The organism is Acinetobacter sp. Swhac1 (assembly GCF_013390985.1).
Taxonomy (GTDB): domain Bacteria; phylum Pseudomonadota; class Gammaproteobacteria; order Pseudomonadales; family Moraxellaceae; genus Acinetobacter; species Acinetobacter towneri.
On record NZ_JACASN010000012.1, the window covers coordinates 25,376 to 50,354 of the forward strand.

At 40.8% G+C, this 24,979-nt stretch carries 27 protein-coding genes; 16 read left to right on the forward strand and 11 right to left on the reverse strand.

The features are described from left to right. Positions 1 to 192 precede the first annotated feature (192 nt). The 3 genes from HX743_RS07995 to arsC form a co-directional block, all read right to left on the reverse strand. Positions 193 to 462, reverse strand: coding sequence for a YfhL family 4Fe-4S dicluster ferredoxin (locus HX743_RS07995; RefSeq protein WP_004972931.1), 270 nt, complete (start codon positions 460 to 462; stop codon positions 193 to 195). Between the two features lie 27 nt (positions 463 to 489). Next, positions 490 to 1,872 (reverse strand): tRNA 5-hydroxyuridine modification protein YegQ, encoded by a 1,383-nt coding sequence (gene yegQ / locus HX743_RS08000; protein ID WP_131261785.1) that lies wholly within the window; start codon positions 1,870 to 1,872, stop codon positions 490 to 492. A 224-nt stretch (positions 1,873 to 2,096) separates the two neighbouring features. After that, on the reverse strand, positions 2,097 to 2,525 hold the full coding sequence (gene arsC, locus HX743_RS08005) for an arsenate reductase (glutaredoxin) (protein ID WP_004972934.1): 429 nt from the start codon (positions 2,523 to 2,525) through the stop codon (positions 2,097 to 2,099). A gap of 98 nt (positions 2,526 to 2,623) precedes the next feature. Here arsC and HX743_RS08010 point away from each other — a divergent pair, with 98 nt between their 5' ends. The 3 genes from HX743_RS08010 (at position 2,624) to arsH (ending at position 4,781) form a co-directional block, all read left to right on the forward strand. Then, a complete protein-coding gene (locus HX743_RS08010) occupies positions 2,624 to 2,941 on the forward strand; it encodes a metalloregulator ArsR/SmtB family transcription factor (protein ID WP_004972936.1) in 318 nt (105 codons plus the stop codon). 4 nt (positions 2,942 to 2,945) lie between these two features. Beyond that, entirely contained in the window at positions 2,946 to 4,004 is a 1,059-nt protein-coding gene (gene arsB / locus HX743_RS08015) for an ACR3 family arsenite efflux transporter (RefSeq protein WP_004972938.1), read from the forward strand. Positions 4,005 to 4,076: 72 nt separating this feature from the next. Next, entirely contained in the window at positions 4,077 to 4,781 is a 705-nt protein-coding gene (arsH, locus tag HX743_RS08020; protein WP_004972939.1) for an arsenical resistance protein ArsH, read from the forward strand. 49 nt (positions 4,782 to 4,830) lie between these two features. Here arsH and cadR read toward each other — a convergent pair whose 3' ends face one another. Further along, positions 4,831 to 5,232, reverse strand: coding sequence for a Cd(II)/Pb(II)-responsive transcriptional regulator (gene cadR / locus HX743_RS08025; protein ID WP_004972941.1), 402 nt, complete (start codon positions 5,230 to 5,232; stop codon positions 4,831 to 4,833). A gap of 75 nt (positions 5,233 to 5,307) precedes the next feature. Here cadR and HX743_RS08030 point away from each other — a divergent pair, with 75 nt between their 5' ends. From HX743_RS08030 to HX743_RS08040, 3 genes are all read left to right on the forward strand, one after another. Then, complete coding sequence (locus HX743_RS08030) at positions 5,308 to 5,928, forward strand: cation transporter (protein ID WP_178318927.1); 621 nt, start codon at positions 5,308 to 5,310, stop codon at positions 5,926 to 5,928. A gap of 226 nt (positions 5,929 to 6,154) precedes the next feature. Continuing rightward, positions 6,155 to 6,409: a hypothetical protein gene (locus HX743_RS08035; protein ID WP_004972946.1), complete on the forward strand. Its 255-nt coding sequence runs from the start codon at positions 6,155 to 6,157 to the stop codon at positions 6,407 to 6,409. 20 nt (positions 6,410 to 6,429) lie between these two features. Then, entirely contained in the window at positions 6,430 to 6,615 is a 186-nt protein-coding gene (locus HX743_RS08040) for a hypothetical protein (RefSeq protein WP_004972947.1), read from the forward strand. Between the two features lie 59 nt (positions 6,616 to 6,674). On the opposite strand, the gene HX743_RS08045 is transcribed toward HX743_RS08040, so the two are convergent. Next, entirely contained in the window at positions 6,675 to 7,454 is a 780-nt protein-coding gene (locus tag HX743_RS08045) for a ferredoxin--NADP reductase (RefSeq protein WP_004972950.1), read from the reverse strand. 102 nt (positions 7,455 to 7,556) lie between these two features. Between HX743_RS08045 and tsaA the strand changes: the two genes are divergently transcribed. Next, entirely contained in the window at positions 7,557 to 8,312 is a 756-nt protein-coding gene (gene tsaA / locus HX743_RS08050) for a tRNA (N6-threonylcarbamoyladenosine(37)-N6)-methyltransferase TrmO (RefSeq protein ID WP_035310989.1), read from the forward strand. On the opposite strand, the gene HX743_RS08055 is transcribed toward tsaA, so the two are convergent. Both HX743_RS08055 and HX743_RS08060 read right to left on the reverse strand, forming a co-directional pair. Next, positions 8,309 to 9,568 carry a DUF4010 domain-containing protein gene (locus tag HX743_RS08055; RefSeq protein ID WP_178318928.1) on the reverse strand — a complete coding sequence of 420 codons (1,260 nt, stop codon included), beginning with the start codon at positions 9,566 to 9,568 and terminating at the stop codon, positions 8,309 to 8,311. The genes tsaA and HX743_RS08055 overlap by 4 nt on opposite strands. Positions 9,569 to 9,684: 116 nt before the next feature. Next, positions 9,685 to 10,665: a hypothetical protein gene (locus HX743_RS08060; RefSeq protein WP_178318929.1), complete on the reverse strand. Its 981-nt coding sequence runs from the start codon at positions 10,663 to 10,665 to the stop codon at positions 9,685 to 9,687. 201 nt (positions 10,666 to 10,866) lie between these two features. On the opposite strand from HX743_RS08060, the gene HX743_RS08065 reads away from it, so the two are divergent. The 4 genes from HX743_RS08065 (at position 10,867) to HX743_RS08080 (ending at position 15,253) form a co-directional block, all read left to right on the forward strand. Continuing rightward, on the forward strand, positions 10,867 to 12,624 hold the full coding sequence (locus HX743_RS08065; protein ID WP_004972956.1) for a GspE/PulE family protein: 1,758 nt from the start codon (positions 10,867 to 10,869) through the stop codon (positions 12,622 to 12,624). 111 nt (positions 12,625 to 12,735) lie between these two features. Continuing rightward, positions 12,736 to 13,092 carry a NirD/YgiW/YdeI family stress tolerance protein gene (locus HX743_RS08070; RefSeq protein ID WP_096901845.1) on the forward strand — a complete coding sequence of 119 codons (357 nt, stop codon included), beginning with the start codon at positions 12,736 to 12,738 and terminating at the stop codon, positions 13,090 to 13,092. A gap of 131 nt (positions 13,093 to 13,223) precedes the next feature. Continuing rightward, the gene (locus HX743_RS08075; protein ID WP_096901847.1) at positions 13,224 to 13,886 is read left to right on the forward strand and encodes a response regulator transcription factor; all 663 of its coding nucleotides are present in this window, start codon (positions 13,224 to 13,226) and stop codon (positions 13,884 to 13,886) included. Between the two features lie 17 nt (positions 13,887 to 13,903). Beyond that, entirely contained in the window at positions 13,904 to 15,253 is a 1,350-nt protein-coding gene (locus tag HX743_RS08080) for a HAMP domain-containing sensor histidine kinase (RefSeq protein WP_178318930.1), read from the forward strand. Between the two features lie 111 nt (positions 15,254 to 15,364). Here the strand turns inward: HX743_RS08080 and hemP are convergent, their stop codons facing one another. Then, positions 15,365 to 15,535, reverse strand: coding sequence for a hemin uptake protein HemP (gene hemP / locus HX743_RS08085; RefSeq protein ID WP_004972965.1), 171 nt, complete (start codon positions 15,533 to 15,535; stop codon positions 15,365 to 15,367). Positions 15,536 to 15,673: 138 nt separating this feature from the next. Here hemP and HX743_RS08090 point away from each other — a divergent pair, with 138 nt between their 5' ends. Next, positions 15,674 to 16,573 carry an NUDIX domain-containing protein gene (locus tag HX743_RS08090; RefSeq protein ID WP_178318931.1) on the forward strand — a complete coding sequence of 300 codons (900 nt, stop codon included), beginning with the start codon at positions 15,674 to 15,676 and terminating at the stop codon, positions 16,571 to 16,573. 74 nt (positions 16,574 to 16,647) lie between these two features. Here HX743_RS08090 and HX743_RS08095 read toward each other — a convergent pair whose 3' ends face one another. Together HX743_RS08095 and mrcB are read right to left on the reverse strand one after the other, a co-directional pair. Beyond that, on the reverse strand, positions 16,648 to 17,211 hold the full coding sequence (locus tag HX743_RS08095; RefSeq protein ID WP_225530617.1) for a tetratricopeptide repeat protein: 564 nt from the start codon (positions 17,209 to 17,211) through the stop codon (positions 16,648 to 16,650). Positions 17,212 to 17,238: 27 nt separating this feature from the next. After that, entirely contained in the window at positions 17,239 to 19,632 is a 2,394-nt protein-coding gene (mrcB, locus tag HX743_RS08100; protein ID WP_178318932.1) for a penicillin-binding protein 1B, read from the reverse strand. 179 nt (positions 19,633 to 19,811) lie between these two features. Between mrcB and HX743_RS08105 the strand changes: the two genes are divergently transcribed. Then, positions 19,812 to 20,729, forward strand: coding sequence for an NAD(+) kinase (locus HX743_RS08105; RefSeq protein WP_207973958.1), 918 nt, complete (start codon positions 19,812 to 19,814; stop codon positions 20,727 to 20,729). Continuing rightward, positions 20,729 to 20,998: a YeaC family protein gene (locus tag HX743_RS08110; RefSeq protein WP_004972971.1), complete on the forward strand. Its 270-nt coding sequence runs from the start codon at positions 20,729 to 20,731 to the stop codon at positions 20,996 to 20,998. Before HX743_RS08105 ends, HX743_RS08110 begins: the two co-directional genes overlap by 1 nt. Positions 20,999 to 21,082: 84 nt before the next feature. Here HX743_RS08110 and HX743_RS08115 read toward each other — a convergent pair whose 3' ends face one another. Beyond that, positions 21,083 to 22,093 (reverse strand): glycosyl transferase family protein, encoded by a 1,011-nt coding sequence (locus HX743_RS08115; RefSeq protein WP_178318933.1) that lies wholly within the window; start codon positions 22,091 to 22,093, stop codon positions 21,083 to 21,085. Between the two features lie 240 nt (positions 22,094 to 22,333). On the opposite strand from HX743_RS08115, the gene HX743_RS08120 reads away from it, so the two are divergent. Both HX743_RS08120 and pheA read left to right on the forward strand, forming a co-directional pair. Beyond that, positions 22,334 to 23,476: an acyl-CoA dehydrogenase family protein gene (locus tag HX743_RS08120; protein ID WP_096901859.1), complete on the forward strand. Its 1,143-nt coding sequence runs from the start codon at positions 22,334 to 22,336 to the stop codon at positions 23,474 to 23,476. Between the two features lie 351 nt (positions 23,477 to 23,827). Further along, a complete protein-coding gene (pheA, locus tag HX743_RS08125) occupies positions 23,828 to 24,937 on the forward strand; it encodes a prephenate dehydratase (RefSeq protein WP_004972976.1) in 1,110 nt (369 codons plus the stop codon). Positions 24,938 to 24,979: the final 42 nt, after the last annotated feature.

Here is a 24,979-nt window from a genome sequence, read left to right on the forward strand (position 1 = left end):
TGTATTCGCTAAAAAGATAGCGCCTGAGTTCCCCAATACTCAGGCGCTATGTTCAGTAAAGTGCGTTATCGCACAGTATTAAAAGTTTATTTATTCTATTTTTGGTTTTAAGAACTGAGTCGGCTAACAACTCAGTTCTTTTTTTATTTTTTAGCATCCAGTTTGATTTACAGCAGTTAGATTCATTTCAGTCTAATTAGCCTTATTATTTTGTCCAAATAAATTCAACTGATTAAACTTTTCCTGTAGCTGCTCTTTGGTTTCGACATGCTCAGGATGCGGAATAATACATTCAATTGGGCAGACTGAAACGCAGGTTTGATAGTCATAAAACCCAACACATTCTGTGCAACGCGCCACATCAATTTCATACACCTTTTCACCCTCATAAATTGCTTCATTCGGGCATTCGGGTAAGCACATATCGCAATTGATGCATTGGTCGGTAATCAGGAGTGCCATCGCAATACTCGCTTAGTTTATTGCCACTTAGTTGGCTTGATAAGCCAACGATGAGGCAGAAATATCTGCAGTCGAATTTGGTAAGTTGCGAATCAGCAGGGCATAACGCATATCGACATCTGCAGGTATAGGGATTTCTACAATATGCCCTGAACCTTTGGCATCTTCAATCAGATTGCCTTTTTTATCTTTAATTTCAGTTAAAGTGAAATAGATATTGCCTTGTGGCGTCATCAATTCTAGAGAATCGCCCACTACAAAACGGTTTTTTACATCAATTTTAATGTAGTCACCATTACGTTCTAAGACTTCACCACAAAATTGCTGATGATCAAAACTTGATGAACCTGTTTCGTAGTTTTGGTATTCGCTGTGCACATGACGACGCAAGAAACCTTCGGTATAACCACGGTTAGCTAGGCCTTCTAATTGAGTCATTAATGCAGGGTCAAATGGTTTGCCTGCAAGTGCATCATCAATGGCTTTACGGTAAATTTGTGCAGTACGTGCGCAGTAGAAATAAGATTTGGTGCGACCTTCAATTTTTAGTGAATGGATGCCCATTTTAGTTAAACGGTCAACGTGCTGCACTGCACGTAAATCTTTAGAATTCATAAAGTAAGTGCCGTGTTCATCTTCTTCGGCAGCAAACATATCTTCGTCATTACGTTGTAATAACACAGGCTCGTTAAATTGATGCTGTGCCTGCATGTGTTGTTCATCTGCATCGGCAGTTTCAGAAAGATTTTTGACAGGAATTACGTCACCTGTTTCATCTTCTTTTGCATCGTGAATTTTATATTCCCAACGGCAGGCATTGGTACATGCGCCTTGGTTGGCATCACGTTTATTCATATAGCCTGAAAGCATGCAACGACCTGAATAGGCCATGCACAGCGCACCATGCACAAATACTTCAATTTCCATGCCAGGCACGTTGTTTTTAATTTCTTCAATTTCATCAATCGACAATTCACGCGAAAGAATGACACGGGTTAAACCCATATTTTGCCAGAATTTCACCGTTGCCCAGTTCACCGCATTGGCTTGTACCGATAAATGTACAGGCATGTCGGGGAAATTTTCACGCACCATCATAATCAGACCTGGGTCAGACATGATCAGCGCATCGGGTTGCATGGCAACCACAGGTTCTAGGTCACGAATAAAGTTTTTGAGTTTGCTGTTATGCGGTTGGATGTTCACCACCACATAAAACTTTTTGCCTAATTCATGTGCTTCTTGAATACCAATTGCTAAGTTTTCATGATCAAATTCGTTATTACGCACGCGCAAACTGTAACGTGGCTGACCTGCATAGACTGCATCTGCACCATAAGCAAAGGCATAGCGCATGTTTTTTAAAGAACCAGCAGGAGAGAGAAGTTCGGTGACGTGGGAAATGGTCATGATCAAAAAGCAATAGCAGAAATATGGCTTTATTGTATGAATCTAAATTTAGGATTCAACCTAGTAAATAGCTCGGGATTCAGAAGAAAACTTGTGCTGAAACGCTGGGGCTAATCTTGATATAGAAAGTTCCTCATCCTGAGCTATACAAAACGCACGAGAAGGGACTTTCAATACCAATTTGACAGATTGCTTATAATCAATTTCTGATGGATGAAAGCGTGTTAACGTACACGTTGCCCATGTTTATCAATCACCACTTCACCATCTTCTTTGCTGAAGCTTTTTAATTGTGGTTGAGTGAGCAAGTCTAAGACCAGTTCAGAAGGGCGGCACAGTTTCACACCTAACTCGGTCACGACAAATGGACGATTAATTAAAATCGGATGCTCGACCATCAATGCAATTAATTCCGCATCGCTGTGTGAGCTACCTTCAAGTTGCAACTGTTCGTATGGTTCTACATTTTTGCGGATTGCATCGCGCACGCTTAAACCTGCTTGTTGAATCATGCTAGTAAGTTCAGCTTGTGTAGGTGGGGTTTTTAAATATTCAATAATTTCAGGTTCTTGTCCTGTATTACGAATTAATTCTAAAGTATTGCGTGACGTTCCACAGGCAGGGTTATGAAAAATTTTGATGGTGTTGCTCATGCGTAGTGACTCGTTTTAGGTCGATAAAATTTCAATATTGCATTTATATATGGATATGCGTATATTCGCAATAGTTAATATTGAAGTGCAGATAAAAAATGAATCAAACTGATTTTTTTAAATGTTTGTCAGACCCAACCCGACTGGACATTCTGAAATTGGTGATGGCTCAACACAATATTTGTGTATGCGAATTGACAGAACAATTGCAGTTAAATCAACCGAAAATATCACGTCATTTGGCGTTGTTACGGAATTTATCTATTTTGCTAGATCAACGTCAGGGGCAGTGGGTGTATTACCGTTTGAACCCAGATTTACCCGAATGGGCGTTTGCTGTTTTAAATATTATCGCGCAGCAAGATGTCAGCCCGATGACGCACATCAACCCTACAATTGCAACACATTGCGAGTAAGCACATGGCACAGTCCAAACTTTCTTTTTTAGATCGTAATCTGACCTTATGGATTTTTATTGCCATGGGGCTAGGTGTTGCGATTGGCGTGGTATTTCCTGCAGTATCGGCAAGCTTAGATCAAATGAGTGTGGGAACAGTCAATCTTCCCATTGCGATTGGTTTGATTTTGATGATGTATCCACCATTGGCAAAAGTCGATTACGCAGCTTTGCCAGAAGTGTTTAAAGACCGCCGAACCTTGTTGTTGTCTTTGGTACAAAACTGGTTGATTGCTCCGTGTTTGATGTTCGCTTTGGCGATTATTTTCTTGCAAAACTATCCTGAATATATGACAGGTTTGATTTTAATTGGTCTGGCACGCTGTATCGCGATGGTCTTGGTCTGGAACAACTTGGCTTGTGGTGATAACCAATACGTGGCTGCATTAGTTGCGTTTAACAGTATTTTTCAGATTGTATTCTTTAGTACTTATGCATGGCTGTTTCTGAGTTTCTTGCCGCCGTATTTTGGCGTGGCAGGACAAGTGATTGATGTTGGTTTTTGGACAATCACCCAAGCTGTTTTAATCTATTTGGGTATTCCTTTTTTGATGGGCTTTTTAACACGCTTGATTTTAGTGAAAAGCAAAGGCTTAGATTGGTATCAAACGTCTTTTTTACCCAAAATTAGCCCATTTAGTCTGTTGGCATTGCTATTTACCATTGTGGCGATGTTCGCACTAAAAGGCGCAGAAGTACTGAGCTTGCCGATGGATGTTTTACGCATTTCCATTCCATTGATTATTTACTTCGTTGCCATGTTCTTTATTAGCTTCTTTATGAGCAAATGGATGGGCAATGATTATCCACGGACGACCGCCATTTCCTTTACCGCAGCAGGGAATAATTTTGAATTAGCACTTGCTGTTGCCATTGCAACGTTTGGCTTGGCTTCTCCCGTTGCATTTACCACGATTATTGGCCCTTTGGTTGAAGTGCCTGTGTTGATTGCTTTGGTGAGTGTGTCTTTATGGCTGCGTAAAAAGTTTTATCAAAATGAGTCGATTGTCAGTTCAAAGTAATTTTCTTCATTTTGAGGTTTAAGATAAAAACATGGGCATGCGTTGCCCATTTTAGTTTTAAGAGTATGCAGCATGGTATTACCCAATATTGATTTAGATTTATTGCCTACACCAAGTTTTGAACAGGTGCAGGCAAAGCCGTTGAACCATCCGCCACGTATTTTATTGATGTACGGTTCAAACCGTGAGCGTTCTTATAGTCGTTTGGCGGTACAGGAAGCGGGCAGAATTTTGGAGCACTTTGGCGCTGAGGTAAAAATTTTCCATCCCAAAGGTTTGCCTTTACCTGAAGATGGCGATGCTTCACATCCCAAAGTTCAAGAGCTGCATGAATTGTTGGCGTGGGCAGAAGGTATGGTTTGGTGTAGCCCAGAACGTCATGGTTCAATGAGTTCGATTTTCAAAGCACAAATTGACTGGATTCCGCTTGCCGCGGGCGCAATTCGTGCCACACAAGGTAAAACGCTTGCTTTAATGCAAGTGTGTGGCGGGTCGCAGTCATTTAACAGCGTCAATCAATTGCGTATTTTAGGACGTTGGATGCGGATGATCACCATTCCCAATCAGTCTTCTATTCCTAAAGCCTTTTTAGAGTTTGAGGAAGATGGCCGCATGAAAGCGTCTAGCTATTACGACCGTATTGTCGATGTGATGGAAGAGTTATATAAATTTACTTTGCTGACTCGCGGGCAAGCAGCATATTTGGTAGATCGTTATTCTGAACGTGTGGAAACTGCCGAGCAGCTATCGAAGCGTGTTAATCAGAAGTGTTTATAATCCAATTTTAGATACGTAAATACTGCATTACAAAAGGCTTAGAGAGCGATTATTCGGCTTCAAGTCGCTTTAAAATCTGACAATCATCAATGGTTGTTTGCGTGGTGCAGGCTTGTCTAAGTTGCTGAAGTTGTAGCTGAAAATGCTGCAACTCGGCAATTTTATCTTCTACATGCCTTAAATGTTCATCAATCAATTCATTCACAGCGCAGCAGTTTTGTTTCGGCTGTTTTTCTAATTCAATTAAGGCTTCAATTTCTTTTAAGTTCATATCTAAAGCACGGCAACGCTTAATAAAAATCAAACGCTTGAGTGCCTCATCGTTGTAATAGCGATAATTATTTTCGGCACGAAAGCTTGGGGTGAGTAAGTGTTTCTTTTCATAAAAACGAATTGTATCTGTGCTGACTCCAACTTTTTTAGCTAATTCATGAATTAAATATTGTGCCATACTTGACCTTGGACTAAGTCTATAGTTTTAAATGAGCATAATCGAAACAGTTTCATTTTGAAAGAAGGTGTGTCTATGGCATGTACGTGTAGTCATGAACCTGCGCCAATCAAACCGAATAGTAAATTTAGAACCGCGTTATGGATTGCATTGGTGATCAATCTCAGCATGTTTTTTATCGAGTTGATAGGTGGTGCCTATGCCCATTCATCATCCCTATGGGCAGATTCACTGGATTTCTTTGGAGATGCTGTCAATTACGGGATTTCACTTGCGGTGTTAAGTGCAAGTTTGTATTGGCGTGCTACTGTGGCTTTGGTCAAAGGCATCACGATGGCCTTGTTTGGTGTGGTGGTGATGGGCAAGGTTATCTATGCCTATATACAGGGTATTCCACCTGAAGCCATAACCATGGGTATTATTGGGATCATCGCCTTATTAGCCAATGTGGTTACTGCATTGATTTTATATGCATTTCGAGATGGTGATTCGAATATGAAATCGGTGTGGTTATGTAGCCGTAATGATGCGATTGGTAATTTCGCAGTTATTTTGGCGGCAGTGGGTGTATTTGGTACGGGTAGTTTGATTCCAGATCTTGTGGTAGCCGTGATTATGGCGAGTTTGGGCTTAACAGCGGGGTATCATGTGATTCAGCAAGCTTTGGCTGAACGAAGAATAAATGTACCAGAATAAAGAATAAACGTAAAAAGCACTCCATCTGATTTGAGTGATTTAGATGGAGTGCTTTTAATTTTTTGTAGTCGCAATAATTTTAAAATTTGAAGTAAAAATAACGATAAGTTATTCCAAATTGCTATTTACAAAAAATAATATATAACTAAAATTAAAAATAAATTGATGTATTTAAAAATAATTTACACGATGAATGATATTTAATTTTTTTTAAATTGAGGGTTAAATGAAACTAATTAAATTATTTTCTATAGCAAGCCTGATTGCTTTGGCTGGCTGTAGTTCTAAAGTAGTGACTTATGATACTGCAGGGCAAGTGATTGGTTCATGTGTCGCTACACAGGGCTTTATTTTGGGGGCTAAAGCTGTGTGTTATGGTGGTGCCAACATACAAGGCATTAACTATTCTAAAGTAGATGAGCGCACGGGTTTATTGCCAACCATACCAAATAATTCGCAGATTTCACTGCAACAAGACTAATTTTTTAGAGGGGTAATACAATGAAAATTTCTAGTTTAATCGCATTAACAGCGGCTATTTTGATGACAGGTTGTGCTTCAAAAGTGACAACTTATGATTCGAGTGGTCGTATGATTGGTTCATGTCAGGCAGAGCGTGGGTTTGTAATTGGTGGTGGTGCACACTGTGAAGGACGTGCTAACCAAGAAGGTCGCAGTGTACGTTAATTGATGCTAATGACAAAAAACCGAGCTATTTAGCTCGGTTTTTTTAGATTCAACAGCTTTTATTTTTCAACGAAAGCACGTTCAATCACGTAATCGCCCAATTCACCCATACGTGGTGATTCTTTTAAACCATGTTGGTCAAGTAATGCTGCAACATCTTTTAAGAATGCAGGGCTACCACATAACATGGCACGGTCAGTTTCAGGGTTAAAACGTGGTAAACCAATTTTTTCAAAGATTTCACCCGATTCAATTGCCGTGGTCACACGTCCTTGGTTTGGATATTCTTCACGTGTAACGGTTGGGTAATATACCAGTTTTTCACGAATACCAAGTTCTTGGAAAAACTCGTGATTTGGTAATTCATTTAGAATTAAATCTTGATAAGCCAATTCAGAAATGAAACGTGTACCGTGAACCACAATCACTTTTTCAAAGCGTTCATAAGTTTCAGGGTCGCGGATGGTTGCCAAAAATGGAGCTAGACCTGTACCTGAAGAAAGTAAGTATAGGTTTTTACCAGGATTTAAATCATCCAGTACCAAAGTGCCTGTAGGTTTTTTAGAAACCAGCAATTCATCGCCCACTTTTACTTTTTGTAAAATAGACGTTAAAGGGCCATCAGGTACTTTAATTGAGAAGAATTCTAGCTCTTCTTCATAGTTAGCACTGGCAATCGAGTAAGCGCGCATTAAAGGCTTGCCATTTACTTCCAGACCAATCATCACAAATTGACCGTTTTTAAAACGTAGTGCGGTATCGCGAGTCGTTTTAAAACTGAATAAAGTGTCATTCCAGTGGTGTACGTGAGTAATCTTTTCGACGTTGAAAGCAGCCATTAAAGGTCTCAATAAATTATCAAATTAGAACAGCTTGCTATTCTAATCTAAAATCATTCTCTATAAACTGAATATATTTAATTGAGCTTATCAGAAAAAGTGATGAAGACTGATCTAAAAATGCCAATAATCGGATTTATGCACTCTCCCTACCGAGAAAAATTTGGTATTCCTCGTCAACCGAATCTGGTACAAGTCGAATCGTATATTGAAATGCAGGCGCCTTATAACGATGTGTTGGCATTTGAAGGGATCGAAGCGTTTAGTCACTTATGGTTAATCTGGCAATTTCACGACAATAAAAACCAAACCGATGCTCATCCAACCGTACAGAAACAGCAAAACCCCTGTTTTCGTGCACAAGTGCGTCCGCCACGTTTGGGTGGTAATCAAAAAATAGGTGTGTTTGCGACGCGCAGCATGTATCGACCTGCACCCATTGGTTTGTCTGTGGTGCAATTTAAACAGGTCAAAAAAGTGGGTAAGTCACTGCGAGTTTATGTGACAGGGGCAGATTTACTGCATGGCACGCCTATTTTGGATATTAAACCTTATATCCAATATTCAGATGCTGTGCCTGATGCACAAAGTGGTTATGCGCAAGATGAACCCATAAGAAAAACAGTGCTATGGATGGACACAGCAGAAGCGCAAAAAAATCAGTTACTCGGCTCAGGCGTATTGCAACCACAAATTGTGCAGGAATTGGAACAGGTCTTGTCTTTAGATCCACGACCTGCATATCAGGATGATGCTGAACGAATTTACACCATGAATTTTGCAGATTTTGATGTCAGTTTCCGTGTTGATCAGCACGCAGTACATATCCTAAAAATTGTTTTAATCGCTGTCGATTAAACCAGCATATATAAAATAGCCACCAACGCCAGCATGTGCAGAATTTGGGCAGGGGCGAAATACAGTGCAAAGCGCAAACCACCAATGAGCGCGGCATTGACGCATTTGGCAATCGCATGTGCCACCACACCTAAAATTAAGGCATACAAAAGTACCTGCTGGCTCGGTGGACCTTGCATCACCACGGTTGCAATTGCGGCATGAACCTCAAATAACGAGGCGAGCAGGGTACCAATGATTAAACCTGCATCCCCAAGGGTTTGTTCCAAGCCGTATACCATCGCTTGAATTACGGTCAATGTCGCCACAATAATTGCGGCTTCTTTAAGGCTAAACATACGGGTATCGGTTTCTGGCTTTGCCGTTGCCGTACTTTTATGTTTTTTGAGCAACCAGACACCCGCTACAACCAAAATCGCGATTCCGACCAAACTTGGAATAATTAATAACTTAAACCAAATCAGATTGACACCCGCCACAATAATCAACATTTGCGCTAAAGTCGCCACGCAAGACATCAGCGCTGCACCTGCGTTGGCACGTGCTTCACCACGACCTGCGCGTACTTCCATGCCTAAACTGGCAATGGTTGCTGTGCTTGATACAAAACCTGAAGCAATCGCAGACAACATGAGGGCATTGCTGCTTGAGAGTAAGCGCTTAGCGATATGCGCTAAAGCCTGCACACTTAAAATTAAAATCAATAATTTTAAAATCACATAAGGATTAAGTACATTGCCCCATAGTGCGGTATTGGGTGTCAGCGGCAAGGCAATTAACACCAAAGCCAGTAAGAACAAGCCATCACGTAGTTCAGCTTCGGTAATCCACTGACTGACAATGCCATGCATGGTGTGCTTGGTCATGAGTAAACCTGTCAAAATGACCGATAAACCTGCTGCCAATGGAATATTCCATAAACACAAGGCACCAATAAAATAGGTCATGACGAAGGCCAGTTCTGTGGTTGCACCTGGGTCATCTTCCGCTTGATTTTTGAGGGAATATAAGCCTATTCCGCCAACAATCAGTGCGCCTACAATGGCAATGCTCATGCCCAATAAGAAGCAAATTGCACCTAATAATGCGCAAATTCCAAAGGTGCGTACGCCTGCAAAATGATGATGTTGTCCATTTTTTTTACTGCGTTCGCGCTCTAATCCAATCAGTAAGCCACAGCCGAGTGCTGCTGCAAACATGGTGAGCAGTTCGGGAAATGCCGCATTGAGCAGGAGAGGGTGGAGATTTTGGTTCATATTCTTCTGGAAATTTTTATATATTCTTATTTTATATGAGTTATAGTATATTCAAAATGTATATCAATAAAATATAAAAAAAGGTGGTTATTTGCATAACCACCTCTGTAAAAAAATTATTTTAATTTTTGTGCAATATCAATTGCTTGGCTTGCAGTGCTGTTGAATAAAGTACATTCCTTTTCAAGAGATTTAATATAGTTTTCTTGGAACCTAATTTGGTAAGCATCAGGAGTTGGCTCACTTTGTAACTCTTTTAAAATCTCACGTTCGTTTTGAATGTCAGAACTAAGTGAGTATGTTACACCTTGACGATGATAGTCACCAATTAAATATTCATTCTCTATATTTAATAAAGCAGTTGTTCCATAATTTGGGTCAGTTTCTTTGCTCAAATAGAGAGGATAATTACCTAACTTAGAGGTATTGTAATTACCACTACCAAAATATGACTCAGGAGAGTCTATAGTATTAAAATCGTTGCTTTCAAAATATGAGGTATTGGTAGAACTTGATGTACCTCGTAGGCAATATGAACCTTTAGGGAAAGTTTGTCCTTTTAATGTATCGCTGTATAACTTGTCAAAAGTACCACCTGCATCATTTAAACCGCTATAGTGTGAAAATGTATCAATATATTCACTCATAGGTTTTGATGCTAGATCGACTAATTCAAAGTTTTCTGTGAGTTGTAGATCTTTAGCGTTTGTTGGAGAATATGGAGTTATAACCCATTTTGAATTGCTTTGACTTATAAGTGTGCCAAATTTATAGCCAATTTGAGTTTTTAGCGTTGAAATTTCATAGAAGCTATTTGCGGTGACATAATATGATGCAACTTGTGAAATATCAAATACATCGGTTGCATTAGCAAGATATTCTGGATTGATATACAGTTCGTTATTTTGGATTGTGAATTTTATTTTAGTAAATAAATTCTCTGCGTCTGCCTGATCGTTGCTAGCGTAGCTCGCCCATTCTGTTTCATTTAACTGAACATCTTTGCCTTGGTAAGAACTATCACCATCACTTCCACCACCACAAGCCGTCAATGTAAAAGCTGCAAAAATTGCACATGATAAAGTTTTTAATTTCATGATTATCCCTCAGAAATTTAATTTTTAGTGTGTTGAATTATTAAGCAAGAGCATCATAATAGATATTTATTTTAATTGAAATATTAAAAACACAAATAAAATTAATAGTTAAGTTTTACTTTAAATTAAAACTTATAAAATAGTTTTTATTAAACAATGCTTATTTTGCTATAGTAAACCCAGATTTTGGGGCATATAACAATGAATTTTAATTTTGAAATAGACAGTACTTGGTGCTTAGAACAATTAGTCAAAGATGGCAAAATTACCGAACGTGATCAGGCTTTGGTACAAACCACGCATCGTCAACGTGATCAATTAAAATGGCATCCGTTACAATGGATTGCCAACTTTAATTTGGTCGATCAAAGTCATCCCCAAACCACTTTAACTTTAAACCGTTTATGCCAATGGCTGGCTGATAAATCAGGCTTGCCATTCTATATTATTGATCCGTTAAAAGCCGATGTTGCTGCTTTAACAGCTGTGATGTCGCAGGAATTTGCACTGCGTAACCGTATTTTAGCGGTGGAAGTGACTGCAGATGCGGTGTTAATTGCGACAGATCAACCTTATAAAAAAGAATGGGTTGCCAACTTAGAACATAGTTTATTGCCCAAAAAAATTCAGCGAGTTTTACTCAGCCCAGATCAATTACAGCGTTATTTGATCGAATATTACCAAGTGAGTCGCGCAGTACACTCATCACAAAAATCTTCTGCACATGACCGTGAAAATAAAGGGGTCGAGGCTTTATTGCAATTGGGCGATACCCAAAACCCAGATGCCAATGATCAACATATTGTGAAGTTGGTGGATTGGGTGCTGCAATTTGCCTTTGAACAAGGCGCAAGTGATATTCACCTCGAACCACGTAAAGACACAGGCAAAGTACGTTTTCGTATTGATGGCGTGTTGCACACCATCTATAACATGCCTGCCAATACGCTTACCGCAGTCATCTCACGGATTAAAATTTTAGGGCGTATGAATGTAGCCGAAAAACGTAAACCGCAAGATGGACGTTTAAAAACCCGCACTCCAAAAGGGCAAGAAACCGAACTGCGTTTATCGACCTTGCCAACGGCGTTTGGTGAGAAACTGGTGATGCGTATTTTTGACCCAGAAGTATTGGTACGCAGTTTTCAGCAATTGGGTTTTGATAGTCGTTTGTTGAATGAATGGCATGCACTGACTGCACATAGTCACGGCATTATTTTGGTTACAGGCCCTACAGGTTCGGGTAAAACCACCACGCTGTATTCTTCACTGAAGCAATTGGCCACCGATGAAGTCAATGTCTGCACCATTGAAGACCCGATTGAAATGTTAGAACCGAGTTTTAACCAAATGCAGGTCAATACCGCCATTGATTTAGGTTTTGCTGATGGTGTGCGTGCCTTAATGCGTCAAGACCCTGACATTATTATGGTCGGAGAAATTCGAGATCAGGATACCGCAAATATGGCAATTCAAGCGGCACTGACGGGGCATTTGGTTTTATCGACACTGCATACTAATGATGCGCCGTCAAGTTTGACTCGTTTGCATGATTTGGGCGTGCAGCCATTTTTGACTGCTGCCACAATTTTAGGCGTTTTGGCACAGCGTTTGGTGCGTAAGCTATGTCCGCATTGTAAGCAGGAAGGCTCAATAAATGAAAAAGACTGGGAACATTTGACCTTTGACTACATTATGGAAATGCCTGCACAAGTGTTTAAACCTGTCGGATGCGATGAATGTCGTCAAACGGGCTATAAAGGTCGGGTCGGAATTTATGAGTTTATGCCTTTAAGTTTAGACACCAAACAGCTCATCAGTGCCAATGCCAATTTAAATGAATTACGTCAGCAAGCTAAAAAAGAGGGCATTGAACCGTTGCGTATTGCAGGCGCACGCAAAGTTTTAGAAGGCATGACCACTTTAGAGGAAGTGTTGCGAGTCGTGCCATTAAATTAGCAGATTCAAACTTTTTACGATGAATTTTAAAAAATGGAAATCTTAAGATTCAGCTCATCTTGCTTTGTTTTAATCACCATAACGAAATGAGCAACACAAAAAGGTGAAGCAATGAAATTTACAATGAAAGCAATGTTGATGGCAGGTTTAATGGCAATGGCTTCAATCACCATGGCAAACGACAGCATTAACACCCAAGCACTACATCAAAATGTAACTGTAAAACAAGCTTTAAGCCTGAAAGATGACAGCAAAGTGCAGTTAAAAGGTTATGTGGTGAAATCTATTGGTGATGAAAAATATCAGTTCCGTGATAACACAGGCACTATTACGGTCGATATTGATGATGACTTATGGAATGGCAAAGCCGTTTCTGCCAAAACGCCTGTTACCTTAATTGGTGAAGTGGATATTGATCACAAGCCTGCAAAACGTATTGAAATAGATGTCGATCAGGTTCGTTTCTAACATGCAATGCGTGCGCATGATTTACTTCAAGCAGCATTCATCACTGAAAAACCACATACCTCACAGGAGGGATGTGGTTTTATAATTCTTAGATTCTTAATTGAAGTACATCAAAAATAACAGAGGATGGCATGCGACTACTCTTGGCTGAAGATGATGTATCACAAGCAGAAAGTATTAAAACCTGGCTGGAAATGGATGGTTATAATGTCGATTGGGTCGAGCGTGGCGATCACGCCATTTTAGCCATTCAGCAGCATCATTATGATTGTGTGTTGTTAGACCGTGGGTTGCCTAAAAATAGCGGTGATGAAATTCTGCACGCTTTACGACAGCAGCAACAGGATACTCCTGTTATTTTCATTACTGCGCGCGATAGTATTCAAGATCGGGTACAGGGACTTGATTTGGGCGCCAATGATTATTTGGTTAAACCGTTTAGCCTTGAAGAACTCTCGGCGCGGGTACGCAGTCAGTTACGCAATGCGCAAAGTCATCCGACACAGCAGCTTGAATTTGCCAACTTGGTTTTAGACACGCAAAGCAAACAAGTGAAAGTGGATGATCAACAGGTCAATTTAACGGCTAAGGAATTCCAGATTTTACATAAACTGATGCAAAACCCGCAGCATGTGGTGACTCGTGAACAGCTCGAAGAGTCTTTATATGCATGGGGCGATGAAATTGAAAGTAATGCGATTGAAGTATTTATTTATCAATTACGCAAAAAAATTGGCAGTAGCCGCATTAAAACCATACGAGGTTTAGGCTATCGTATGCAGCAAGATAACTAATTCAGTTTGATCTCCGCATGTCTAAACAGGTCATTTCTTTACAATCCAAACTGGTTAAAAGCTCCGTTTTAAGCTCGGTCTTGGCGGGTGGACTCGCCCTGATTTTATTATTGGCGGTTGCCAGTTACCAAACCATGCAAGTCCATGACGAGATTATGGATGAAATAGCCGATATGTTGCTGCGAGCAGACTTGCGTGACCATGCAGGCAATCAGGTCGATGAGTTGAGCGAGCAATTTCATATTGCCTATCAATTGGGATTAGATGATCTGATTTTGACCACCTCTGAAGATGAACATGACATTTCTCAGCTTCACTTGTCTCAGCTTGCCGTGGTATCTGAGCATGGTTTTTCATTTCACTGGCAAGATGGACAAATTTGGCGCAGCTATGTGGCAGAGGAAGATGGCTTGCATGTGATTGTCGCGCAGCCGCTTAAATATCGCTTCAAGGAAATTGCTGCAACCAGTTTAGGTTATGCCGCTATTTTATTGCTGTTGTGGTTGCTGCAATGGGCCATTGTGCATTTTATGATTGGTCGTCAATTTAAGCGGATTCAGCAACTCTCCCAACAAATTGCAGAAAAAAATCAACATGATTTGACGCCAATTATCCCCACACAACCTGAATTGAAAGAACTGCAACCCATGCTGCAGCAATTGAATAAATTGTTGGGGCGAGTAGAGCAGTCTTTAATTGCAGAACAGCGATTTACAGCAGATGCTTCGCATGAATTACGCTCTCCTTTATCTGCCATTCAATTGCGTTTGCAGGTGCTAAAACGTAAATACCAACAACAACCTGAGTTGGCACAAGATTTAGAGCAAATTCAGCGTGATGTCAGTCGTGGTACACAAGTATTGGAAAATTTGCTGTTATTGGCACGTTTAGACCCGACAGATGCGGCATCGTTAAATAAAAGTGCGGTATCTATAGCAGACTTGGTGCAGGAAGTTTTACAAAGTCTGACGCCGTTTATTCAGGAAAAAGCCATTCAGATTCAGTCAGATATTCAACCGATACAAGTGCAAGGCAATCCTGAATTGCTATTTAGCTGCCTGCGCAACTTGATTGACAACGCAGTGCGTTATGCAGCACCTCAAGGACGTATTTGGATTGAAGCGAAACCGCATGAATTGATGCAGGAAATTTGCATCGCCGACAATGGTCATGCAGTGACTGATGACGTTTTGGCACGTTTGGGCGAACGCTTTTACCGTGCTTTAGGCAGTAAAACTCAAGGTTCTGGTTTAGGACTGTCGATTTGTAAGAAAATTATAGAGTTGCATGCAGGAAAAATTGAATTTTCACGTGCTGAACAAGGTGGTTTAAAAGTGCGTATTTTGTTGCCTAAAGCCCAGTTGTAAATATGATTGGTTTTAGGAAGCAAGTTAAAATTAAACAAGTCAGAACTTAAAAGCAGTATGCGCTGATTCATACTGCTGTTTCCACGTTTATTATTGTGTTGATTATTTTAATTATTTTGTGAGAATAAGACGATTGTTACGGGTTAAGCGTAAACGATATTCTTCGCCTGCATGCAAAATACGAATTTCGCGTCCTAGCGCGAACAAGTTATTTGAATGTAACATAGGTAGGGCATGCTGAGTGTCTGAATGACGTGAAAATAAGTTAAATGGGGCGTTCATTTTGAGTTACTCCGTGGTGTGTAAGAATTGTTTTAAATGATAATCATTATCATGTAAACCTGTCAACGGATTATTTTTAATTTTATAAAAGTCTACAATTTGCAGTAAAACGTACATTGCAAAAAAGGAATCGGGTTCATGTCCAAGCCAAATATTCATGTGGCAATTGCGCTGTTATTTCATCAAAACAAAGTGTTGGTGGGTTGGCGCGAAGCCAAACAACATCAGGGCAATAAACACGAATTTCCAGGTGGGAAAGTGGAAGCAGGCGAAACTCCTGTAGATGCTTGCCGCCGTGAAGTGTTTGAAGAAGTTGGTGTTGGCATACAGCATTGGCATGCTTTTGATATTATTTGCCATGAATATGATGATGTGATTGTCAATCTGCATATTTTTCAGGCTGCTGTACCCGCAGCTTTATTAAAAGATATTCAAGTGCCTTGGACATGGTTTAGCCGTCCGCAACTTTTAGAGCTGAATTTTCCACAAGCCAATCGTGCAATTGTGCAACGACTAGTGTGGCAACAGGCAATTAAAGTCAGTGAAGATTTAAAACATTTAGCAAATTTGCCTAAGCAAAAACTGCTGTATTGGCGGGTTGAACCCAATGCTGCATGCAAGGTCGAATTGTCAGAATATTGCATTGAGCAACTGGGGCAAGTGATTATCAATTTGGAATTGTGGAAGCAATTAAATACGATTCAGCAACACGCCATTGCAGCAATTCATTTAAAACAATCGCAACTGATGCAATTACAAAAGGGCGATTTAAAAGTTGGGCAGCGTTATATTGCAGCGTGTCATGATATTGTTTCGGCACAACATGCACAGCAAATTGGTTGTGAAGCAATTTTACTCAGTCCTGTTTTAGTAACCACCACGCATCATGATGCCACACCTTTAGGATGGGAAAAATTCCAGCAGATCGCTGAATTTGTCGATATTCCTGTTTTTGCTTTGGGTGGCTTAACTCAGGATGATTTTGCTACGGCAGAGCAGCATCATGCCTATGGCATTGCAGGCGTACGTTTTATTTGAATTTCTGGTTTGACAAATAAAAAATCGCTGATGTAATTACACTCAGCGATTTTTAGTTTATTAAATCATCGTCCTTACAAATCCTTCAAAGCTTGTTGGGCTTCCGCAAGGCTTTTGGCATTATTTTGTTGCTGTGCTGCTTTTTGAATGACTAACCACAATTGACGTTTCATGGCATCGCTTTGTGCATAGCTTAAACCACGACGTGCCAAGGCTTCTGCATTGGCAGGTTGCTTTTTTTGGTTGGCAATTAAAGCCAAATATAAATAGGTTTCAGCTGCTTGTGGGGCAAGTCGCTGCGCTTGCAAAGCTGCTGTTTCGGCCTGATTGAATTGACCTTGTTTATAAGCGGTCTGGGTTTGCTGCATCAACTTTTGAAAAGCAGGCAAACTACGACCATCTTCTAATTTTTGTTGCACGGTTTGTTGCGGCACCACCACTTGTAACGATTGACGCTTAATTTCTTCACGTTCATAAGGACGAATCACCACACCTTCAGGTGTAGGCACAGTTTTAGGTTTTTCAGGCACAGGCTGAGGAGCAGGCGGTTCAGGTAAACTCTGGCAAGCTACAATCGTTGCCATCGCACCCATAGCGAATGTGGTGAAAAAAACTTGTCTTAAACGTGATAATTTCATAAGCGTAACTGACCGATATCCTCAAGTTTAATTGATATAACTGCCACTTGAGATGACACGACCATCGGTATTGTCATCTGTTACGGGTTCAGTTTCACGGATATAATTTTCGATACTGTCACTGGTTTCAGGAGCTGTTTGCTGAGTTTCAGTATCGGGTTGGTAAACGGGTTCAACTTGATAGTGTGAAAAACCACATGCGGTTGCCTGACGCGGTACATTATTACGATTCACTGGAATATACATCGCACCTTCACAGCCTTGTGCAGATAAATGCCCAGAACTGCGGTCAATCCAATGCCATTGAATTTGTTCGGTCTGACGTAAGTTGACAGGCTTTTGACGCAATTGCTGCATCACATTACTCCAGACAGGCAAAGCACCAGACGAGCCTGTTAAGCCTGTGACTTTGTTATCATCCAAACCAAGCCATACAACGGCTAAATAATTGCCTGAATAGCCCGCAAACCATGAATCACGAGTATCATTGGTTGTACCTGATTTGCCTGCCAATTTTAAATCTGTCGATAAGCTATTGTAAGCTGAACGACCTGTACCAGAACTCATCACTTGCTGTAAGCCATAATTCAAAATATAGGCGGCAGAAGGATCAATAGTTTGTTGTACGGTTAAACCATAACGATCCAGTAAACGTCCATTGGCATCGACTACGGTGCGAATCGCTTTGGTCGGATATTTAAAACCACCTGTGGCAAAGTTACCGTAAATGTCCATCACTTGCATTGGTGATAAATCTACCGCACCCAAGAAAATAGATGGATATTGCGGAACCGCATCACTTGGTACACCAAATTTAATGAGGTGATTACGGAAGGTAGATAATCCAAACTCCTGTCCCAAACGAACTGCAGATAGGTTATAAGACTGAGATAGGGCTTGTGACATAGACACAATCCCATGATCGCTGCCGCTATAATTACGTGGTGTCCAAGATTTACCATCAATTGGGATGCTGATTTGGCTGTCTTCTACAGGACTTGCCCAATTATAACGACCAGACTCAATTGCACTTAAATAAATAATTGGTTTGAGCAGTGAGCCAACTTGACGTTTGGCGTCCAAGGCACGGTTAAAACCCGTAAAATCTTGCGTAGAACCTACCGCTGCCACTAACTCGCCATTTTCAGGATGAGAAATCAGCACCGCGCCTTGTAATTCTTTTAAACGCTTTGGATTGGCTTTGCTTAAACGCTCAACCGATGCTTTAAAAGCATTTTGTACGTTGGTTTGTGCAATCGGATCAAGCGTCGTGAAGATACGCAAACCCTGATTGGTCAAATCTCCTTCTTGATATTCAGTACGTAATTGACGGCGGACAATATCTAAAAAGTCAGGGAAACGGGCAGGGCCAATGGTCGGTTTTGTAATGACATTTAAGGGACGCGCAGTTTCTTTTTCATATTGTTCTTGGTTTAAATAACCCATCACCAACATATTGTTTAGTACAATGTCACGACGTTTTTTGGCAGCTTCAGGGTTGCGCCAAGGATTATATAATGATGGACCTTGTACCAAACCGACCAAAAAGGCTTGTTGTGAAATGTTTAGCTCACGCAACTGCATACCAAAATAAAACTGTGAAGCTAGACCATAACCATTAATAGAATAGTTACCGTTTTGACCTAAATTCACCTCATTTAAATAGGCTTCTAAGATTTCATCTTTGCTGAAATGTAGTTCAATCAGCATGGCCATGAGTGCTTCATTGGCCTTACGTTTTAAGGTGCGTTCTGGGCTTAAATAAAAGTTTTTCACCAATTGCTGCGTAAGGGTAGAACCACCCTGACGTTTGCCACCAGTGACGTTGCTGACAATAGCACGTGCAGTACCACGAATTGAAACGCCGTGATGTTGATAGAAATTACGATCTTCAGTGGCAATAAGGGCTTCAATCAGCGGTTTAGGTACTTTATTCAGTTTAATCAGCACACGATCTTCATTGTGCTGTGGATAAATTCCGCCAATCAACATCGGTTCTAAACGTGCAATACCTGTATTAGATGGTTTGGTGGCGCTCACTTCACTAATTTGATTGTTGGCAAAACTGACTTTTAAAACCTGTTCAGGTTCGACACTGTCTCCAAAGTCAAAACCACGGGTATGCACAAATAAAGTATTACCATCGCTGACATAACTGCCTGATTTAGCATAATTATCTGTATTTTTATAGCCAAGCAGTTTCAGTTCTTGAGTAAAGTCGGTCTGGCTGACAGGTGCATTGCTATACACTTCTAACGGGCGTGCAAAAACCTTGGCTGGAATATCCCAACGCTGTCCTTCAAATTTGTCTCTGACAATATTATCCAGACGAATCAAGTAGATACTAAATGCAATAAATCCACCAATAACGATGATGCAAAATAGTAATGCAATTATGCCTATGCCACGCTCAGACTTCATAAATCGCGATAAGATCCTGATAAATTTTGCTAATCATGCGAAGCTTTTACTGAATTTGCAATAATTAATCTGTGACTGAAGGGAAAATATCGTCATAAAATTGAGCAGAAATGTAGTTTTAAAGTTTTTTTAAATCAACTAGGTTAGTGCTATGATAGGCGTCGAATCGTAGCGGAGCGATATCGCAGGTGCAAATTTCACATAAGAACTTTCGGAACATTGGACTGATTGGCCGTCCAGACAAATATTCTGTCGTAGAAACATTATGTCTGATTCACGACCATATTTTAGGATTGGGTTTGCATCCCGTTTTTGATTCTGACACTGCTCAACTTGTACCTTATAACAACACCCAAACAGTTAGCCGTGCTTTATTAGGCGAAGTGGTCGATTTGGTGATTGTGGTGGGTGGTGATGGTTCATTGCTGCATGCAGCACGCGCTTTGGTTAAATACAATACCCCTGTAATTGGTGTGAACCGCGGGCGTTTAGGCTTTTTAACCGATATTAAACCGACAGAAGTAATCTTTAAACTTGATCAGGTTTTGCAAGGGCATTTTCAGTCAGACCGCCGTTTTTTACTGGAAATGGAAGTGCGCTCTAAAGGCGAAATCATTTATGAAGCCATTGCCTTAAATGATGTGGTGCTACATTCGGGTAAGTCGGTTCACATGATTGACTTTGAACTGAATATTGATGGGCAATATGTCTATCGTCAGCACAGTGATGGTTTAATCGTTTCGACCCCAACAGGTTCAACGGCTTATGCTTTGTCGGGTGGTGGCCCAATTGTACATCCGAGCATGGATGCAATTGCATTGGTGCCTATGCATCCACATACCTTGTCTTCACGCCCAATTGTGGTGGGTGGACACAGCGAAATTAAAATCAATATTCGTGAAAACCGTGTGTTGCCGATGGTTAGTGCTGACGGTCAACATAGTGTTTCATTAAATGTCGGAGATAGTTTGCATATCCGCAAACATCCTTATAAATTAAATTTATTACATCCACCAGGTTATGACTTCTATATGGCATGTCGTACCAAATTAGGGTGGAATCAAGATTTTGAATCAATGCAACAGCAGGATGAATGATGAATATTGAACAAATGCTTGCCGTACTCGATCCTGAAATTGTTGGACGTTTAAAAACGGCAATTGAAATTGGCAAGTGGCCAAACGGTGTTGCGCTGACCCAAGAGCAACGTCAAATTTGTATGCAAGCAGTGTATGCGTGGGAAATGAAAAACCTGCCTGAAACTGAGCGTAGTGGCTATATTGACCGTGGCACTAAAGAAGAAGGCGAGCAGTGTGATGACGATCATCACAAGCATGAAGAATTTAAACCAATTCGTTTTGTTTAATTGATGCAAAACTGCTTTCATGAAAATTGAAAGATAAAAAAGACGCCTGAGATGGGTGTCTTTTTTTGTATTTTCAATGAGGTTTTAGTTGTGACGATTTTGCCAAAGCTGCTGTGCGTTTTGCATCGCTACTGCATAATCATCACAAACGCCCATGGTATATAAAGCGATACCTATGGTTTCGGTAATGGCGACTTCACCATACTCATGAGTTTGCTGACCTAGCCAGACGGCTTTAAATACTGCCAAATCCAATTCTTCTTCTACAGGGCTACGGTTATCGGTCAGTTTAGGCAGTTCGTGTTCATATAAAGCGCCATTTTTGATGCCACAAATTAATGTCTTGGCATCAGGGTTGCGCTCAAATTCACCGCCTTCGCCTTTAATTACTGCACTGTTTTGATAACCCAACTGAAATGCGGCTTGTTGATGCGAGCTGCGATAAGCGGGGTGGAAGATCGCCTGCATGGTGGCTTTGGCATTAAAAGGATTGATTAAACGGGCAAGGGTATGAATAGGAGAACGTAAACCCATCACATTGCGTAAATTAATCAACTCACTCAAAATCGGTGAAATAACATCTAAAGGTAAATAAGCAAAATTACGCTGCGCTAATTGTTGCTCAACGTCTAGGTCATTTTGGCAAATTGGATAATCTAAATATTGCAGTGCTTGTTCGGTATATAAACGGTTGATGGTATGCCCAGAAGCACCATGCATCACCACTTTATAGCCATGTTTTGCTAAAGTCAGCGCTGCCAATAAAAACCACGGATAATGTCTGCGTTTACCTGCATAAGATGACCAGTCTAAATCGACCTGAAGCGGTTTAAATTGCAGTTGATCACGGGTAGCTTGTACAAAACCTGCCAACTCCTCTACAGATTCTTCCTTCACACGCAGCAACATTAAAAAAGCACCCAATTGCACATCCAACACTTCATTGCGCAAAATCATAGAAAAAGCTTGATAGGCCTCGTCATAGGTCAGTGAACGTGCGCCTGTTTTGCCTTTGCCAATAATTCGAATAAATTGTGCGAATGGATGTTCTGCATCTTTATAAATATTTCTTTTATTGGGGTTTGTATTTGGCATAAGCGAGTTCACACACATCTTTAGTTAGTATACTAGTGTATAAACTTCGGCAACAGTTTGCAGCACTATTCACAGCTTCAGCTTGTACGAGCTGCCACAAGTTTCATTGCATATCTGAAATGACGACTAAAGTTTGACTGTAAAGTAAGACAATCTGTAGGGATAAAACATGACAGCCTGTATAAAAATGCATAGCATGGATACTATTGAAAACAACAATTGAAAAATAAAGGATTGGATATGCTGGCTTATGATGCTGATTTAGAATTATTTAGAGATAACTTTCGACGTTTTATGCAGGAGCATATTGCACCGCATTATGCTGCGTGGGAACGTGAGGGCATCATGCCGCGCAGCGTGTGGAATCTGTTAGGTGAAAATGGCTTTTTATGTATTGATGTGCCTGAAGAATATGGCGGCTATGGTGTTCCAACGCATTATTCCCTAATGTTGGTCGAAGAGTCGGCACGTGCAGGTTATAGCGCACTCTCTACAGGTATTTCCTGTCACTCTGAAATCGCTGCGCCGTACATTTTGCATATTGGTACAGAAGAACAAAAACAATACTGGCTGCCTAAAATGGTGTCGGGTGAAGTGGTTGGTGCAATTGGCATGACCGAGCCAGGTGCGGGTTCAGACTTACAAGCCATGCGTACCAACGCCATTTTGCAAGATGATCATTATGTACTGAATGGTTCTAAAACCTTTATTTCTAACGGTCAGCATGCAGACTTAGTGGTTTTGGCAGTAAAAACAGATCCGCAAGCACGTGCCAAAGGCGTGTCGCTCATGTTGGTCGATACTCATTTAGAAGGCTTTAAAAAAGGCACCAATTTGGAAAAAATTGGTTTGCATTCACAAGACACGTCAGAGCTATTCTTTGACAATGTCAAAGTGCCGAAAAATCAATTGTTAGGACAGGCAGGGCATGGTTTTGCCTATTTAATGCAAGAATTGCCACGTGAACGTACTGCGATTGCAGCTACTGCATTGGGTGCTATTCGAGGTTCAATTGATGTGACCACACAATATGTGCAAGAGCGTCAGGCGTTTGGACAAGCCATTGGTCAGTTCCAGAATACCCGTTTTGTTTTGGCACAGGCTAAAATTGATGAATTGGCAACCGCTGCTTTTTATAATCAAAACGTCGAATTGTATATGCAGGGCAAACTGGACGTCGAAACTGCAGCCGCTTTAAAAAGCTTTGCGACAGATATGCAAATGAAAATTGCCGATCAATTGCTGCAACTGTTTGGCGGTTATGGCTATATGACGGAATACCCGATTTCTCGTTTCTTTGTCGATGCGCGAATCCAGCGAATTTACGGTGGAACCAATGAAATTATGAAAGAAATTGTCGCGCGTGGTTTATTGGGGCGTTAAAACAATGCCTAAAAGCCCAATTGAATAAAGATCAAGGATCATCTCCAGAGTCAGCCCAGTGCTGGCTCTTTTTTTATGAATTTGATCAGACTTAAAAGCAATGAGCTGATTGATAATTACACTTAAAAATAAAATTACACCGCTTAGAATTAGAGATGCAAAAAAGAAAAGCATAGTTGCCCAGTTTTAAGCGGTACGTTGTGCAAAGTTGCGGCTTAAATGTATAGATTGGTGATGCTTTGATCAACTGTATGTTTTTAAATCTGAAACACTGAAAGTTGTATTGCGCAACATTTGAAAGCTAACTATTGTTATACTATTTGCAAAATGTTTATGAAGGGCGACATAACAATGATCCAAGACGATCAGAACACAACGACTTCTCTTGATCTCGCTAAAATCCGTGAAGATATTGACTCTGTAGATCAACAGATTCAGCAGCTGATTAACCGTCGAGCACGACTTGCTGAAGCGGTGGCGAAAGCAAAATTTGCAGCAGAAGAGAGCCCGTTGTTTTACCGTCCTGAACGTGAAGCGCAAGTTTTACGTAATGTTATGGAACGCAACGAAGGGCCGTTGTCTGATGTGACCATGGCACGTTTATTCCGTGAAATTATGTCGGCATGTTTGGCACTTGAAGCGCCACAAAGTATTGCGTTTTTAGGGCCAATTGGTACTTATACGCATTCCGCAGTACTTAAACATTTTGGTCAAGATGCGATTGTGCGTCCTTTGCCTACTATTGATGAAGTTTTCCGTGAAGTGGAAGCAGGCAGTGCACACTATGGTTTAGTACCTGTCGAAAACTCATCTGAAGGTGTGGTGAACCATACTTTAGATTGCTTTAAATCATCGCCATTAAATGTGATTGGTGAAGTAGAATTGCGTATTCATCACCAATTCCTTGTGTCAGAAAACACTCGTAAAGACAGCATTAAACAAATTTATGCGCATCAGCAAACTTTGGCACAATGCCGTAAATGGTTAGATGTACATTATCCGGGTGTAGAACGTGTGGCACTCAGCTCCAATGCAGAAGCAGCGCGCCGTATTCGTAATGAATGGCATTCTGCTGCAATTGCTTCTGAAATTGCGGCCAATATTTACGAACTCGAAATTTTACATAGCAATATTGAAGATAACCCAGAAAATACCACACGTTTCTTGGTGATTGGTCGTGAGAAAGTTCCACCAAGTGGCAATGATAAAACTTCATTGTTGGTGTCTGCACATGACCGCGCAGGGGCATTGCTTGAGATTCTTGCACCATTTGCGAAGCACAATATTAGCTTGACCAGTATTGAAACACGTCCTGCCTTGCCTGAAAAATGGGCCTATGTATTCTTCATTGACCTAGAAGGGCATGTCGAGCAAGACAATGTCCGTGCAGCGATTGAAGAAATCCGTCCATTGGTGAAAGAAATTCGTGTCTTGGGTTCTTATCCTGCTGCCGTGTTGTAATCGTATTTAATTCAGTGATGTGCATGTTTGTCATGCGCGCCA

Excerpts from the sequence above, each read along its gene's own strand:
- HX743_RS07995 (WP_004972931.1), bottom strand. The coding sequence starts at position 462 with ATGGCACTCCTGATTACCGACCAATGCATCAATTGCGATATGTGCTTA.
- yegQ (WP_131261785.1), bottom strand. The coding sequence starts at position 1,872 with ATGACCATTTCCCACGTCACCGAACTTCTCTCTCCTGCTGGTTCTTTA.
- arsC (WP_004972934.1), bottom strand. The coding sequence starts at position 2,525 with ATGAGCAACACCATCAAAATTTTTCATAACCCTGCCTGTGGAACGTCA.
- HX743_RS08010 (WP_004972936.1), top strand. The coding sequence starts at position 2,624 with ATGAATCAAACTGATTTTTTTAAATGTTTGTCAGACCCAACCCGACTG.
- arsB (WP_004972938.1), top strand. The coding sequence starts at position 2,946 with ATGGCACAGTCCAAACTTTCTTTTTTAGATCGTAATCTGACCTTATGG.
- arsH (WP_004972939.1), top strand. The coding sequence starts at position 4,077 with ATGGTATTACCCAATATTGATTTAGATTTATTGCCTACACCAAGTTTT.
- cadR (WP_004972941.1), bottom strand. The coding sequence starts at position 5,232 with ATGGCACAATATTTAATTCATGAATTAGCTAAAAAAGTTGGAGTCAGC.
- HX743_RS08030 (WP_178318927.1), top strand. The coding sequence starts at position 5,308 with ATGGCATGTACGTGTAGTCATGAACCTGCGCCAATCAAACCGAATAGT.
- HX743_RS08035 (WP_004972946.1), top strand. The coding sequence starts at position 6,155 with ATGAAACTAATTAAATTATTTTCTATAGCAAGCCTGATTGCTTTGGCT.
- HX743_RS08040 (WP_004972947.1), top strand. The coding sequence starts at position 6,430 with ATGAAAATTTCTAGTTTAATCGCATTAACAGCGGCTATTTTGATGACA.
- HX743_RS08045 (WP_004972950.1), bottom strand. The coding sequence starts at position 7,454 with ATGGCTGCTTTCAACGTCGAAAAGATTACTCACGTACACCACTGGAAT.
- tsaA (WP_035310989.1), top strand. The coding sequence starts at position 7,557 with ATGAAGACTGATCTAAAAATGCCAATAATCGGATTTATGCACTCTCCC.
- HX743_RS08055 (WP_178318928.1), bottom strand. The coding sequence starts at position 9,568 with ATGAACCAAAATCTCCACCCTCTCCTGCTCAATGCGGCATTTCCCGAA.
- HX743_RS08060 (WP_178318929.1), bottom strand. The coding sequence starts at position 10,665 with ATGAAATTAAAAACTTTATCATGTGCAATTTTTGCAGCTTTTACATTG.
- HX743_RS08065 (WP_004972956.1), top strand. The coding sequence starts at position 10,867 with ATGAATTTTAATTTTGAAATAGACAGTACTTGGTGCTTAGAACAATTA.
- HX743_RS08070 (WP_096901845.1), top strand. The coding sequence starts at position 12,736 with ATGAAATTTACAATGAAAGCAATGTTGATGGCAGGTTTAATGGCAATG.
- HX743_RS08075 (WP_096901847.1), top strand. The coding sequence starts at position 13,224 with ATGCGACTACTCTTGGCTGAAGATGATGTATCACAAGCAGAAAGTATT.
- HX743_RS08080 (WP_178318930.1), top strand. The coding sequence starts at position 13,904 with ATGTCTAAACAGGTCATTTCTTTACAATCCAAACTGGTTAAAAGCTCC.
- hemP (WP_004972965.1), bottom strand. The coding sequence starts at position 15,535 with ATGAACGCCCCATTTAACTTATTTTCACGTCATTCAGACACTCAGCAT.
- HX743_RS08090 (WP_178318931.1), top strand. The coding sequence starts at position 15,674 with ATGTCCAAGCCAAATATTCATGTGGCAATTGCGCTGTTATTTCATCAA.
- HX743_RS08095 (WP_225530617.1), bottom strand. The coding sequence starts at position 17,211 with ATGAAATTATCACGTTTAAGACAAGTTTTTTTCACCACATTCGCTATG.
- mrcB (WP_178318932.1), bottom strand. The coding sequence starts at position 19,632 with ATGAAGTCTGAGCGTGGCATAGGCATAATTGCATTACTATTTTGCATC.
- HX743_RS08110 (WP_004972971.1), top strand. The coding sequence starts at position 20,729 with ATGAATATTGAACAAATGCTTGCCGTACTCGATCCTGAAATTGTTGGA.
- HX743_RS08115 (WP_178318933.1), bottom strand. The coding sequence starts at position 22,093 with ATGCCAAATACAAACCCCAATAAAAGAAATATTTATAAAGATGCAGAA.
- HX743_RS08120 (WP_096901859.1), top strand. The coding sequence starts at position 22,334 with ATGCTGGCTTATGATGCTGATTTAGAATTATTTAGAGATAACTTTCGA.
- pheA (WP_004972976.1), top strand. The coding sequence starts at position 23,828 with ATGATCCAAGACGATCAGAACACAACGACTTCTCTTGATCTCGCTAAA.